Source organism: Vibrio sp. 10N.261.54.A5 (assembly GCF_041471145.1).
Classification (GTDB): Bacteria; Pseudomonadota; Gammaproteobacteria; order Enterobacterales; family Vibrionaceae; genus Vibrio; species Vibrio crassostreae_C.
Window position 1 is genome coordinate 37,514 of sequence record NZ_JBFRNU010000024.1, and the last position, 16,161, is coordinate 53,674.

Here is a 16,161-nt window from a genome sequence, read left to right on the forward strand (position 1 = left end):
TTTGTCTCTAATGGCGGCTTATGCTTCTTCGATACAAATCGCGATGTCTTTCACTTCGTAAATACGCAGACCATCTTTGCTCAGGTTTGCGTCGCCAACGATGATGCGTTTGCCGTCTTCGTCTTTAACCGCAGTGATATGTACATCCAGAGACATCTGTTTGTTCAGAGGGTTAATCTGACCACGGTATTTCCATTTCACTTCAGATTGGATTTGACCGAACTTTGGATTGCGGAAGTCAGCGCCAAGATCTTTGTTTAGCGCATAGGTTTGCATCAGCTCGATGATCGCTTCGACACCTAGAGAACCTGGCATTACAGGATCTTGATGGAAGTGGAATTGGAAGAACCAATCACTTGGGTCAATCGTACGCTCAGCGTATAGGTAACCAAGGCCGTCTTTACCACCATCGCTGGTGATCTGTACAGTATCGATAAAGTTCAAGCGACCGCCAGCCAATTTGTAATGCTCTTGCACTTCACCAGTAGACGAGACAGGTGCAGTGAAGTAACGAGTCGTTTTGTCTAACAGGTTGATGTTTACATCTGGCGTGCGGTTGTTATCAACGTGCCAAGGATGAGTCACCTTACCGTTGTCCAAACCCAGTTGGTCTTTCAGTGCTGCGCCTTTGAAGTAACCAAATACCGCTGTACCTTCGTAGAATGGCACGCCGTCAGTGCTCAGTTCGAAGCTAAAGCTCTGTACGATGTTTGTACCCATCATTACGGTTGAAAGCAGGCGAGAATCGTTGGTGATCGTTTTGCCACGCAAGTCGACGTTACGCAGCATTTTGCCGCTGCCGTCTAGGTTACGGAAAAACAGTTCTTCACCTGGGAAGCCTAGTGTGGTGCCCATGTAGCCAGAGATGAAGCCGTTTGGCTGCAGTGAAATCTCCATCAACACCGAGTAAGGCATCAAGGTATGGTGGCTGTTTTCATCAAAGTACCATGCATTTTCTGGCACTTCGTATTCAGCGATACACGATGACGGTTTCTTGAAGTCGCCACGCTTGCCGTCGATCTCAACGACACGAGTGGTTAACTGCAAGTCGCCACACGGAGTACGTGGTGGAATCATCCCACGGTAGATAGAGAAATCAGGGCCGAAACATTTTTCGATGTCGCCAGTCGCGAATTCGAACATGTGGTATGGCGTGAATGGAACCGTATCGGGTGTGCGGTTCGGGTAATCAGGCGTTACCGGAGCTTCAACATGTTGAAGAGGAATCACGCCTTTATTTGGCGCTGTTTCTAGGTCTTCAATTTGCGCCATCAACGGCGCATTTGCTGAAGCCTGCTGATTAATGGCGGGTGTATGGCCCAAGTTTTCGATAACAGGGGTCGCGACAGCTGTTTCTAAAGAAGGCAGGTAACGAGTACATTCGTCATCTTCTTTGATCATCACACCCAAGTTTTGGAAATCAACAATCACTTTGCCATTCAGTAAAATATCGATGTTAGCTTTCGCGTATGGGCGAGGGCTTAGACCAATCTCGGTCACTTCCATGCGGTAAGTCAGTTCTGCCGATTGTGGTAGAACTTGACCACGACAGCGTACTTGTTGAGGGGCATTTTCAAGCGGTTGGAAACGACCATTTTGAACAAGCGTGTGCATGCCAAGGTGCATCATGAAGAATTGCAGCAGTTGACCACAACCTTCTGCCATCAAAGAGCCAGCCATTACTGAGTCATCTTTGAAGTGACAAGGGAAGTACCAGTGCTCAGGCTCTAGCTGTTTGTGACCTTCAATCAGACCAAGTCCCCATGTGCCACCTTGCGGTTCAACACGGCTAACCTTTTCGATCATCATGAACTTCTCTGCGCTGAAGCACAAAGAAGGCTGGTGGCGATCAGATTGGTGAGTCGGGCCAAAACACTCTGCAATGTTTGCAGTCAGTAGGTGGCGCAGTTCTTGGTGGTTAAACTGGGTTTTAGGGCAGTGCAACATAGGGTCGAAACGTTGCTTAGTGGCAAGTTTACGAGCCTTGATTTCATCTTCAGTGTGAATCACGCCCTTGCCATCGGCTAGCTCTTCATCAGTGAAGAAGCCCGCACAGCCGTTATCCATTTTCAGGATCATCTTGTCGCCAACGAAACATTCGTACGAGAAGAAGAACAGTAGCGTGTCGCCATTGCGAGCAAAGCTGTTGATTGAGATGTCGTAACGCAGCGTATCGCCACCACGAGGCAAGTCGCCAAGGAAGGTCAGTGTACAATCAAGCAGGCGATAAACACGCTTGCCTTTGTTTTCGAAATCAATGCCTAAGTAGCTGATCAGCATTAGGTCACACTGACCAGATTCTACCGCTACAGCCCAAGGGATTTGACCATCAACAAGATACGGCGCATCAACTGGGATGTCGTATTCGGTAGTCATGGTACTTGGCTTGTATTCGTTCACTGTCGCGTTGAGCTTGGTTACACGAGATACCAATAGGTAGTCTGTGGTTGGTAGGCGAACGCGGCGCGAGTAGCTATCGATGATCGCGTAGTCAGGGCCAAATACATTGGCGATGTCGCCTTCAGCGTATTCAACCAGATCATCGTAATCCCAGATACATGGTTTACGGATAGGTTTTACTGGTGCTGGTGTCGCAAGTGCGTTTACTGGCGCTGACTGAACCTGAGCTGGTTGAGCTTGAACAGGCTGAGTTGGCGTTTGTTGACCATTCGTTTGTTGAATAAGGGCTGAGCTATCTAAACCAGACGTAATTGCGTTTAACTGTGCTTTTAATAGCGCATCAGCCATCTGCATGCCTTGGGCTCGAGTGTGCAGGAATGCTTTGTGTACCTGTTGAGCTGCTTGCTGATTTTGAGCAAAAGCTTGGTTGTGTGGTGTTACAGACGGCTGTGATGCTGCATCCGTATTAGCGTCGATATTTGATACGCCATTTTTAGCGGATAGGACATGAGTCATATTGCTGTGGTTACCTGTTAGCTGACTGTGGCGAGTTGGCGCCAGAGTAGGGGATACTGATGTAGGAGTTTCGATGACTGGCTCTACCGCGTTCTGCGCTAATGCCTTCTTCTCTAACTCTTTTTGCGCAAGGGCTGCTTTGATGTTTGCTGTCGTTGGAATCGACGCCACTTTTGCTGCTTGTTTGCCAGAAGCTTTCTGCTGAATCGTTGCCAAGTTAGTCACTGGGGTTTGGGCAATATGTTGATAGATATCGCGACCACCAAGAGTCACTTGCTTAACCAATTGACGTTTAGCATCGCTCGCCAGTTCATTGCTTAAACGAACGGAAAGTGACTGAGATTCAACACTCGACTGGCTTAGTAGCAGCTGTGAACATTGTCCTTCGCTGATGTTGGCAACAATCGCGCTCTTAGAGCTGATATTTGGATTCAGAGACTCAAGGTTCAGGTTGAGGAGACCGTGTAGCAGGCTTGCCATGCCAGAAGCTGCAGAGCAGTGACCAACACGTTGGCTCGCTTGAGTGGTCTTGGTAACTTCTAAGTTGAGAGATACAAGCTCGTGTGACAAAGACTCAGGTGCATGGTTAAGCTCAAGCAGAGAAACATCGTTTGAGCTCATACCGACTTGAGTCAGTAACTCATCAGCAACGGCGTTGCTACGCTCGCTTGAACCAAAGGCCAATGCATTGATGCTGCCGTAAGCCGTATCTTGGTTTCCGGTGGCTCGACTCTCTTCAACAAGAACGATTGCACCAGCGCCTTCACCGACATTCCAACTGCCGTCTTGCGGTTGTCCGAATTTAGGATCAAGTGACACTGGGCTCACGCTGTTCTTCAGAATCACATGTTCTGCGCTGCCGCTAAGGTCAACGGCTGCAATCACGACTGCATCCATGGATTCTTGCGACATTAGGTTTTGTGCGACATCGATACAACGAGCAACCGACTGTTCAGCGGCTGAAATCGTAAAGGCAGGGCCGTTAAAGTCCCACAATGAAGAGATGCGCGAAGCCATGATATTACCGATGAAACTGGTGTACTGGTTCAGCTTGGCTGCGTCCATCACACTGTCCATCGCAATGGTTTCTAGCGCTTGGTATTCGTCTTGTGTCAGCTCAATCCCCATGTTGGTAAAGCTGTCAGCCAATTGGCTATGCAGGTTTACGCGTCCACGGAATTGGTGCATCTCAAGCTCTGTTTCCATAGCGACGAGTACTGCTACCTTTTGGCCAGCTACAAGCTTGGCATCTTTGATGGCTTCGTCTGCAACTTTCATCAGTAGCAACTGCTGAGAGATCAAACGGTCATCTTCATTAGGCGGCACTTTGAAGCGTAGGAAATCGAGGTCGAATTGATCGATGTACGCGCCATTTGGAATGCCGTGTAAACCAAACTGATTCAGCAGTTCTGGATGTTGGTCTAAGCCTTTCCAGCGTTTCTTCGGCAAGGCAATGAAAGCATCGCTGTTAGTCTCAATCGCAGTGCTTAGTGCATTGATGCTTTGCAGAGAACCGAAGTGAGACGCGAGACCAGTAATGCTTAAATTAGGCGATTGTAGGCTTGGAGATGCTGACTCTAGAGTCTGGTTTGCATGACCCGTACCTGAATACGCTTCAAGCAGTAAGTGAGCATTACAACCACCGAAACCAAATACAGAAACACCCGCACAGCGCTCTTGGTTGCCCGCTTTACTTGGCCAAGGTTGCACTTGTGTTGGTAGCGTCTGTGAACCAAATAAACCTTCTGGCGACGATAGTGGCTTGTCCAAATTAATACTTGGAGGAAGCACACCTTCTTTCATCGCGAAGATCATCTTCATGATCCCAGGCATACCTGCTGCCGTCAGTAAGTGACCGAGATTTGACTTGGCAGAGCCAATCAATGGCGGGTTAGAACCATTCAACTTGTCAGCAAAGAAACGTTCCATTGAGGTTAACTCAACCTTGTCACCTAACGGTGTGCCGGTTGCGTGGCACTCAATCACTTCAATGCTGTCTGGTGATAGGTTTGAAGCCTCGTAAGCGCGTTCAAAGGCTTGGACTTGTCCCTTGCTATTTGGACTTAATACGAACTGGCCACGGCCATCGTTCGACAAGCCAATACCGCTGACGACTGCGTAGATGTTGTCGCCATCACGCTCTGCATCAGCTAAGCGTTTTAGCACTAAAACACCGGCACCTTCGCCAGCAAACAGGCCTTTACTGTTGCTATCAAACGGAACCGACACACCGTGGTCAGGGTAAGCGTGGAAAATGGAAAAACCCATGTTGATAAAGAATGGGTCAGCACCGGATACCGCGCCTGCCAACATCATGTCGGCTTTGCCCGTGTTCAAGTAATCACACGCTAACTTCAATGAATACACTGAGCTTGCACATGCCGCATCTAGGCTAAGTTGTACGTTGCCTAAACCTAGCGCATCAGCTACTAACTTAGAGGCGTTGTGTGCTGCAGCACCGTTGATCGGGTTGAGGTCTTGAACAGTTTCATTGGTTGGTAGCAGTGAAAACTGGTCATTATTCAATTTATCTTTAAGTGCTTTCTCGACCACTGAGTGATACATCGGCAGAAACAGGTCGTTTGAGCGTGTGGTTGGGAACGAAAGGGCACCCATGATCACGCCTGTGCGCTCTAAAACATCGGTATTCAAATCAATGCCAGCGTCGACTAAAGCCTTACGACTGGTATCCAAAGCCCATAGGAAACTCTGGTCAACACCTTTGAATGATTCGGCTGTTAAGCGGTAGCCATTGCCATCGAAATTGAAGTTTTCGATGTAGCCACCTTTATCACAGTAAAAGCGGTCTGACTCACCTTGCACACCCTGATAGCTTTCAGGCTTAGCACCTAACTTGTCAGCGCTTAATGTGGTTCGAGAATCTTTTTTGTTCAGCAAGTTTTGCCAAAAATCTTTTGGCGTATCAGCTTCCGGGTATTGGTTGGCAATACCGACAATCGCGATCTTATTGCACTTCACTTGCTGCTTATTCTGAGCCTGATATTGAGAACTCATACTAGCTCTCCTTGATGATTCACTGCGCTGCCATGAGACACACCACTTAATTGCTTAGCGGTGGTGATATGTTGTTCTAGCCCTTGAAGAAGTGGCTCGACAGACAGTGGGATTTGATGAGTAATGAGCTGACCAATGCACTTGATGAGCGTGACAACATCGTCACCGCCTTTGGCATTGGAAGCGATTGTGCAGTACTGGTCGGCTACGTTGTCGCTGCGGTTGATCTTGTCGATCAATGTGCTGGTTTGACGATCGGCACCCACTTCAATAAACAGGCGAGCACCTTGCTGACGCGCACTTTGGATCAACGCGGTGAAATCTAACGTTGAACAGAAGGTGTCGGCAATCGAAAGGGCGATGCTGTCGCTGTCGATATTGATTGGTGCACCAGTCGGTAGACCTGCTGCGCTGATAAAGCGGATATGCTTTGGCAACTCGTCGAACAGTGGTTGCGTGTAAAACTCTCGCACTTGGTTATGCTGGCTTAACGCTGGTGTGGTGTGCATTGCAGTAACACGGTTCGCGGCAATGCCACGTTTACCCAGTTTCTTGAGTAGAGCACGACAAGTGTTTTCACAACCGGCCAGTACGCAGGTGTCACCTTGGATAATGGCAAGATAGGCTCGTGGAAACTCAGGTAATAGAGCCTCAATCGCTTGTGCATCACTGCGAACCACAAAGCTATTCCATTGGATGCTTTCGTCGCTGCTCAGCTGCCAATCTTGACGCACTGCGGTGAGCTCGCCCGAAATAGCAGTGGTGAAGATCGGACTGGTTTGAGTCATCTCAATCAGCGCGTGTGGGTTTTTCCAAACATTTAAGCTGGCCCACATCGAAGCTTCACCCTTGGAGTATCCCAAGGCGAAATCTGGCTGCACTTTGAATTCATCACATAGCAGTTGTGTTAACAGATAACTACTGCCCACACCGGCAATTGCCAATTCACTGAGTGACATTTCTTGCGAGTCTTCAGCGTAGGTTTTTTCTGCCTGCAGCATCTCTTTCAAGTTACCTTCTCGCTCTAAGCGGGAAAATAACTGTGGGAAATGGTGGTGAAACTCGCGCAACATGCCGGGATAAACCGTGCCAACACCAGGGTAAACAAATGCAACGCCACCTTGGCTTTGAGGCTTTGGTGAGAAACAACTGCCTGCTGGAGTCTTGTATTGGCTATTTTCAGCCATTACTTTTGGTAACGTATTTTCTAGCGCTGTGATCTCTTGTAGTGCAGCCTCAATTGAAGCCGCTTGAATCACGATGTTCGCGCTAAGGCCAGCATTGTGCTGAACGCTTTGAAAGTGGCTTAGGTTTGAATGCATCAAGGTGGCGATAGCAAGTTCGTTGTCAGCTGAATCGTTAACGCATTTAAGCTCAGCTCTTAGTGAGGCTAGCTTAGAAACTAATTCAGCTTGGTCATTGCCAGAAACCACAAACATCAAACGCTCGCTCGATAGCAGTGGCTTTGGTTCGTGCAAACCGGTCGCTTGAGTCAATATCAGGCTGGTGGATTTCTGGTTTTCTTCGCTGAAGGTTAACGCAGCAACACGTGCTTTGTTCGGCTCAGTAAACCAATAATGGTTCGGTAATGAATAACTCGGCAATGAACGGCTCGATATTGCATTAACCATATTCAACAATTCATCAAACTGCTGCGAAGCAGAGAGCGCTGAGTACTGCTGTTGATGGCTTAGATCTGTAGCGGGGCGGCGAGCAAAATCCAGAGCAAGCTGAACGCTATCTCCGGTAGTTGTATCTACAAAACCCGCTAGATAAGCGTGTGGATGAATCTTGTTTTGAGCAGCCGTCAACGCACTCAACATCAACAATGATGGTGAGTGAGAATCCAAACAAAGCTTAACAGCACTGCCTTGATTGACTGCCTCAATCGCTTGAGTAAGTGCTTGATTAAAATTGCCATCAACCACAACAGTCATCATTTCTGGAAGCGAAGATGATAAGTCGGCAGAAAGCTCAGCCGCGTTTGCTGGCTGAGCTAAAAGAGCGATGCGCAATGGCATCGCTTTATTAGTAGGAACAGTCACTATGACAATTGCTCCTTTTCTGCGTTCTTATTAGACTCTTTCTTCGATACTGTTGAGCTAGACTTCGGCAAAAATGCGTCATTTAAACTCTTGCTGATGGTGACTTTGGCACCTTTCATTACTGCGCTTAAACGACCATCTTGATGGTAAAGCGAGATATCAGCTTGCAGTGAACGAGCCGTGCTTTTTATCACGCTCAGCTCTAGCCAACCTTGGTCACCATTGTGCATCGGTGCGTAACAAACAAACTCACCGATTGCAGACGGTAGGCTTGCCGCGCCGTATTTTAATCGAGCCCATACCAGCATTGCTTGCAACAGATAATCTTCAGCAAATGGCTGACTATCGCCAAAACCTTGCTTAGGAATAAATGATCCGCAGTCGCTGTTTTCAATCTGAGGCAATTGGCACTGAGCCAGTAAGCCTAAGTCGTCAAAGCGTTCGACTGAGGTGATACCTTGCAGTCTTGGTCCGTGAAACAGAGTGCCGTCACTGTATAGAGCTTGTGCCGTTGTTACAGGTGCTGAAGTGTTGGCTTCAAAGCGCTTTTCTGACGCTTGTTGAGCATCTTCAGACACTTGCACAGAGGCAACTTGCAACTGAGCTTGATACTGTGGTCGCCCTTGGCAACTGATCACCGCTTTTAGCTGCTCTTTTGATTTAGCATCAGAAGAAAGAACCAGTTTTAGCTCTTGCACTTCATCAGTATCAAAAATCACACCCTTAAGCAGTTTGTAGTTGTGAACGCTAACGTTCAGCCCTAACAGTTGCTCTGCCACTTCACGCATCCATTGGATGGCACACACTGTCGGTAACACTGGGTTACCGGCAATGCAGTGATCTTGAATGAAAGGCAATGCCTTTGGATCAAGATGACGTGTCACCGTAATGCTTGTACTCAGCGGACTCTCTGCAAGGTGCACAGACTCCGCATTAAGCTTTTTTACAGCAGCTTCCTTGTTGTCAGAACCTTGCATGCTCGTACCAACCAACAGTTGAATGCCAGTTTCGTTCAGTAGCTGAGAACTAAACAGTTCTGCACCAGCCTGAAGAGGAATTACGTAAACACCACGCTCTGTGAACATACGTTTCAGTGCTGCGTTGACCATGCCACCGTCCCACGGTCCCCAGTTGAAGCTCATCACTTTCGCTTTAGGGTTGCGAGCAGACAATTGTAGAGCCGCTTTGTTTAGGATCTCGTTAGACATCGAGTAATCGCTTTGGCCTGTGTTTCCGTAGAAGCCCGCCGCCGAAGAGAACATCGCAATCAGTTTTAGCTTGCTGCTATCAAGACCACCAAGAACCGCTTCTAGTCCGCCTACTTTGGTGCCGTAAACCATGTTCAGTTCATCAAGTGTTTTATCTTGAATGTGCTTGTCAGCCAGTACGCCTGCACCGTGGATAAGACCCGTGATGCCGTCGAAATTCGCCAGTGTTTTCGCTACAGACTCATGGTTCGACACATCTAGACTTAGGTATTCAGCGCTCGCGCCAATCTCGTTGAAAGCGGCAAGTGCTGCGTTGATTTCAAGGCTGCTCAATACCGGTTTTAGCAAGGTATCAACTTTCTTTGGCGTTGGTTTGTCACCTGTTGCTTGTAGGTGAGCAATAGCCGCTGGTTTAAGCTCTTTCTCTTGCTTGCCTTGTGCCCACTGAGGTAGCTCAGCTGAAGTAATATGCTTACTACGACCTGCAAGAATGAAGTGAGACTTACATTGCTTAGCAAGCGTCAGTGCACATTCAAACGTCACGCCTTTAGCGCCACCAGTTACGAGAACTTTGTCGCTCTTGGTGAGTTGAGCGCCTGTGTTTTTGGTTTGTGCAGCGCCTGGTGTTGCCGCAATCAATGTTGCACGACCAGATTCACCGTTTTCAGCATGGCTAAGACCGATTTCAACCGTGTTGGTATCGATATCGAACAGTTCGCCTGTGATAGCTTCAGCTAGGTGACGAGCATCAATAGAAGCGTCAGCATCCAATGCGCGGCAGAACACGTTTGACCATTCATGGCTTAGTGTCTTAGTTAGACCAGACAGCGCGGCTTGGTTAAGTTCCGCATTCATCAATTGCTTAGTATCTAGGTAACCAAAGCCACCATCGATACGGCTTAGTGTGAAGAATACACTACGACCAGAAACGGCATTTAATTGGCCATTTAGGTGCTTCGCGAATAAGAACGCTGTGGTTAGTGAAGCTCTGGAGTCTGCATTCAAGTTAACCGCTTGCTCGTTGCTTTGTTTCGCATCAACGATAGCTTGTAAATGAATGAAGCCAGCAATCACTTTGTTCGACGTTTTAAGGTCTGCTTCGATGTCGTTAATAACTGCAGTCACACCAGCATCATCGACGCTGTTGAGTGTGTAGCTTGCGATTTCACTGTTTAAAGGTGACGCGGCAGAAAGAGCACTACGCACTACAGCAACTTGAATGCCGTTAGCGGTCAACTTTTCTGCTAGAACACCGGCGTTGTGACCATCATCTGTGATCACGACACAAGCGTCTTTTGAGAAACAATCGACGAGTTTATCTGCCGCTGGTAGCTTTTTTAGCGCTACCTCATTGTGTGGAGGAAGTTCCGCTGTCGCTGTTTCTGCGATAGGCGTTACTGATTCAGCTTTTGGAGTCGCTACGGGTGCAGCAGCGGATAGCTTGCTTTGCATGTAGGTAACGATTTCACCAAGCGTACGACACTCAGCTAGGTCTTCAGGGTTTAGTTCTGGCAGCGTTGGTAGCTGGTCTTGAACCGTACCCAGGATCTCAACACGTTTGATTGAGTCGATGCCAAGGTCTGCTTCCATGTCCATCGCTAGGTCGAGCATTTCTGCTGGGTAACCTGTTTTGTCGGCAACCACTTCCATCATTGTTGATTGAACGTGAGCAGGGTTTAGGTCGTTGCTTGCGCTTTCTACTGAGGCTGTAGCTGCTTCTGGAGCAGGCGCTGCGTTAGGAGCTTCATTAGCGCCTAGCTTGCTGTTCATGTAAGCAACGATTTCGCCTAGTGTACGACACTCAGCTAGATCTTCAGGGTTCAGCTCTGGCAATGTTGGTAGTTGGTCTTGAACTGTTCCAAGGATCTCTACACGTTTGATAGAGTCGATGCCAAGGTCTGCTTCCATATTCATTGCTAGGTCTAGCATTTCTGTTGGGTAGCCCGTTTTATCAGCCACTACGCTCAACATTGTGCTTTGAATTTGCTCGGCGTTTAAACCGTTTGAGACTGCTTGCGCTGGTGCAGATACTTGAGCTGCTGCTGGAGCAGAAGCCGGAAGCTTGCTGTTCATGTAGGCTACGATTTCGCCTAGAGTGCGACATTCAGCTAAGTCTTCAGGGTTTAGCTCTGGAAGAGTCGGTAGTTCGTCTTGAACCGTACCTAGGATTTCAACACGCTTGATTGAGTCGATACCAAGGTCAGCTTCCATGTCCATTGCTAGGTCTAGCATTTCAGTCGGGTAGCCCGTCTTCTCTGCTACCACTTCTAACATGGTTTTCTGAACGACAGCGGCATCTAAACCGCTAGCTGCTTGAACTGAAGTTGCTGCAGTTTGAGTGACTACAAGAGCAGAAGCCGGAAGCTTGCTGTTCATGTAAGCAACGATCTCGCCAAGAGTGCGACACTCTGCTAAGTCTTCAGGATTTAGCTCTGGAAGAGTAGGCAGTTCATCTTGAACCGTACCAAGAATCTCAACACGTTTGATTGAGTCGATACCAAGGTCTGCTTCCATATCCATTTCTAGATCAAGCATTTCCGTTGGGTAACCTGTTTTCTCAGCAACCACTTCTAGCATGGTTTGTTGAACGACTTTCGCATCAAGACCGTTAGCGGCTTGAACAGGAGCAGTTGCGCTTGGCTGTGCTGCAACAGGCGCTGATGCTGGCATCTTGCTGTTCATGCTTTTACTGTTCATGTACTCGACGATTTCACCAAGAGTACGACACTCAGCTAAATCTTCAGGGTTCAGCTCAGGTAGGTTTGGCATTTCGTCTTGAACGGTACCAAGGATCTCTACGCGCTTGATTGAGTCGATACCAAGGTCTGCTTCCATGTCCATTTCTAGATCAAGCATTTCCGTTGGGTAACCCGTTTTCTCAGCGACCACTTCTAGCATCACTTTTTCAGCATCTGCTGATTGTACTGCTACTGGTGCAGCTACAGGAGCTGGTTGTGCTTTAACTGGTACAGGTTGGGCTGCAACAGGCGCTGCCGCTTGAGCCGCTACTTGCGGTGCAGGAGCTGCTTTCTGTACTGGCGTAACTTGAACAGACTGAGCTTGAACTGGCGCGGCTTGTACAGGAGTCGCTTGTACTTGAGCTACAGGCTGTTGAACGATAGCTGCTGGAGTCGCTTGAATCGCTGGCTGAGCATTTACAGAAGCAACGAAGGTTGGTTGTGCCGTTTGTACTGAACCTTGCGTCAGCATATTAAGTGCTGAGTTGTTGCTGTGTGCTTGCATCTCTAGGTAATGAGCGTGAGCTTTTAGCGTTTCAGCTTGGTGCTGGTGGAACATTTCCATAGAACGCTGTAGGTTCTCAGGAATTGCTACGCCTGCTGTTGCCATTTTCGCTTGCTCAGACATTAGGGTGTTGAACGTGTCACCGTATTGCTGAGGAATCGCCAAGAATTGCTGATGTACTTCTGCTGCTTGTTGCTGAGCATTGAAGAACGATTGCAGTGAAGATTCATCAACTGTTACTTGAGCTGCTGGGGCAGTCTGAACCACTTGTGATTGTGGAGCAGCTGTTGCTACTTGTGCACTTGGTGCTGGAGCAACTGACTGTTGTACATTTGAAGCTTGAGGAGCAGCAACAGGTACTTCAACGATTTCTCTTTTAATCACTTCTTTTTCCACGATTTTCTCGACTTCAACTTTCACTTCAACAATCTCAGTCTTTTCGGTGACGTTGCCCGAAGCTAATGATTGATCCATTTTCTTACGAGTAGCTGGGCTGATGTAGTTGGTTGCATTCAGCTTGATGTTCATTGGTGATGCCTTTGCAGGTTCAGCAATGTCAGCTTGGTAAGGGTCAATGTTGTCTAATGAAACACCTGCCACACACAGTTGAACCGCAGCTAAACGAAGCTGTTGGTCACTGTCGCCTTTAGGGCTTGGGTTGATGCTGATTGCGTAAAGCTCTTCGTTCTTATCAGCTAATGTTTTTTCAACCAGCTTTTGAAGAATGTTTTTCGGACCGAACTCAACGAATACGCGCGCGCCTGCTTCATACATCGCTTCAATTTGTTCGCTGAAACGAACCGATTGCAGCATGTGCTGTTTGAATGCTTTCTTGATAGCTTTAGCGTCTTTGCTGTGCAGCTTGCCCGTTGCGTTTGAGTAAAGCGGCAGCGTTGGAGCGCTGAATGAAGCTTTATCAATTGCAGCAGCAAATGGCTTTTGAGCGTGAGCAACAAGTGGTGTGTGGAAAGCACCAGATACTGGCAGAGCAATCGCTTTGAAGCCTTGTTCTGTTAGCGCCTGTGCTGCTTGTTGAACGGTTGTTGTTGGACCTGCAATAACCAATTGAGTCGGAGCGTTGTAGTTGGCAATGCTCACACCTTCGAATTGGCTGATGCAGCTTTCAACGGCTGGAAGCTTGTCTGCGTCTAGGATGACCGCAAACATAGTACCGCTGTCGCCTTGTTCTGGTGTCGCCGCCATCGCATCGCCACGAGCGAAAGCTAGCTGGTAGTAATCGTCTTGCGAGATAACACCCGATGCACATAGTGCGCTTAGCTCACCAAAGCTGTGGCCTGCGACCATGTCGGCTTTGAAGCCAGCTTGAGTCATGATGTCGAACTGACCCATAGACACAGTACCAATCGCACTTTGCGCGTTGGCCGTGTTGGTTAGCACCGCTTCTTGAGCTTTGGTTGCTTCTGGTGTGAAGGTTGGAATTGGGAACAGAATTTGCGACAGAGCCGTTTTCTTGTGCTGACCAAATACTTGATCCGCTTGAGCAAGCTGTTGACGCATCTCAGGGTAGTGACACGCAAGCTCGCGACCCATATTTAGGTATTGCGAACCTTGACCTGCAAATAGCGCTGCCACTTTACCTGCGCCGCTTTCAGCAATCAGTGCCGACTCACGGTAGCTAGTTCCGTTTGGCATCTGCCAATGTGTTTTGGTTTGGCTCTCAAGCATAGAGACCGCTTGAGTCAGTTGCGCTTGAAGGTCTGCTTGGTCAGTGACAACTAAACCAAGGCGAGCGTGCTTAGCGTCTACTTCGCGTAGAGCGTGTTGTTCTGCAAGTGCTTCCAGTTTGAACGCAGCATCGGCAACTTGAGTTGAAACTTGTTTTAGCTCATTGATCAATGCTTGACGAGATTCAGCGCTGAATAACAGAGTTTGCGGCACTTGGCGCTGACGGTATTTGTCACCGCGAGCATGTTCTGGGGTGTACTCTTCCAATACAACGTGGAAGTTAGTGCCACCAAAACCAAATGAGCTGATACCTGCACGGCGTGGTGTGCCGTCGACACGTTTCATCCAAGGACGCGTTTGTGTGTTTAGGTAGAACGGTGAGTTCTCGATATCCAACTTAGGATTCGGAGCTGATACGTTGATCGTTGGCGGCAGTACTTTGTGGTGCAGTGCTAAGGCAGCTTTGATTAAACCTGCAGTACCCGCAGTTGATTTAGTGTGACCAATTTGAGATTTCACAGAGCCTAACGCAATGTGTTGCTTCTCTTCGTTGTTCTCACTAAATACCGAATTTAGACCACCGAATTCGGCCACATCACCCGCTGCTGTACCTGTGCCGTGCGCTTCTAATAGGCCAAGCGTGTGCGGTGCGAAACCAGCATCATCGTAAGCACGTTTCAGTGCTTTTGCTTGTCCTTCAGGGCGAGGTGCGTAAATACTCTTGAACTTGCCATCCGAAGAAGAACCGACACCTTTAATTACTGAGTAGATTCTGTCGCCATCGCGCTCTGCATCTTCAAGACGTTTTAGAGCAACCATGCCGATGCCTTCACCAATCATCATCCCTTTTGAATCGATATCGAAAGGTTGAATGGTTTCATTAGTAGTGAATGCTGGAGTTTTAGAGAAGCTCATGTACATGGTTGGTGAGTTATCAGTACACACACCACCTGTGATCATCATTTCACTGCGGCCTTCAACCAGCTCGCTCAGTGCCATGCGCATTGCGGCTAGAGAACCTGCACACGCAGCATCTACTACACAGTTGATGCCACCAAGGTCAAAGCGGTTAGCAATACGACCTGAAATTACGTTACCTAATGAACCAGGGAATGAGTTCTCTTCCCAGTGGATGTATTGGTCTTGGAATTTTTTGATCAGCATTTCGCTGTCTTCGTCGTTGATGCCACTGCTCTTGAAGACTTTTTTCAAAACAGGGTATTGAAGACGAGCATTCAAGCTTTGAGCGATCTTCTGACCACCGCCTACACCGAGTGTAATACCGATCTTATCGCGATCGTAACCTTCAGGAAGTTTCGCATCTTCAAGTACTTCTTTTGCCACGATCAGAGATAGCAGCTGTGACGTATCAGTCAGTTCTAGGATATTTGGCGGAAGGCCGAATTCCATAGGGTTGAAGTCAACTTCTGGGATGAAGCCACCGCGCTTACAGTAAGATTTGTCTGGCGTAGTACGATCTGAATCGTAGTAATCTTCTGGGCGCCAGTGTGTATCAGGCACTTCGGTAATTGCATCGATCTTTTCGCTGATCAAATCCCAGAATTTGTTTAGGTAGCGAGAGTTCGCAAACATGCTTGCCATACCAACGATAGCAATAGGCATGTCTTTAAGACGTTTATTAAGTCGAGTGTCGTCGACTGATTCCGGTGTATTTTTTTCGGGTTGGCTCATTATGAGTCTCCACTTGAAATCACTGAGGGCGATGTCGTGTTTTGAGGCTGCGCTTTTAATTGAATCGAAAATAAATCTGAAACAGATTTGGGCAAACGCAGCTGAAGAGTAAGGCTGCCGAAAGTTGGCCACCTGACTGAAATAGGGGGTGCGAAGTTCATTGACTTGCAGACGTTGAGAACGTGTTTCATGCGTGAAGGGGGTATTCGAATGTGAGGTTAATGTCCATTTAAATCCTGTCCAAAGTACTGCTTTATGCAAAGCAGGTATCCGCAATAAAAACGTGTGAATTTGTTTAATGGTTGAGCAGGCTACCCGAGGTGAGTGGCCGATACAATGCTCCCAGAGGCCACTAT

General features: G+C 48.1%; 3 protein-coding genes. All 3 read right to left on the reverse strand.

The genetic code is table 11. The features are described from left to right. Positions 1-18 precede the first annotated feature (18 nt). Genes AB4329_RS08040 through AB4329_RS08050 form a run of 3 tightly spaced genes read right to left on the reverse strand, consistent with a single transcriptional unit; the run spans position 19 to position 15,805 of the window. A complete protein-coding gene (locus AB4329_RS08040; RefSeq protein WP_372137976.1) occupies positions 19-5,931 on the reverse strand; it encodes a beta-ketoacyl synthase N-terminal-like domain-containing protein in 5,913 nt (1,970 codons plus the stop codon). Then, positions 5,928-7,976 carry a PfaB family protein gene (locus AB4329_RS08045; protein ID WP_372137977.1) on the reverse strand — a complete coding sequence of 683 codons (2,049 nt, stop codon included), beginning with the start codon at positions 7,974-7,976 and terminating at the stop codon, positions 5,928-5,930. The genes AB4329_RS08040 and AB4329_RS08045 overlap by 4 nt, the downstream gene beginning before the upstream one ends. Next, positions 7,976-15,805 (reverse strand): phosphopantetheine-binding protein, encoded by a 7,830-nt coding sequence (locus tag AB4329_RS08050; protein ID WP_372137978.1) that lies wholly within the window; start codon positions 15,803-15,805, stop codon positions 7,976-7,978. Before AB4329_RS08050 ends, AB4329_RS08045 begins: the two co-directional genes overlap by 1 nt. Between the last annotated feature and the right edge of the window lie 356 nt (positions 15,806-16,161).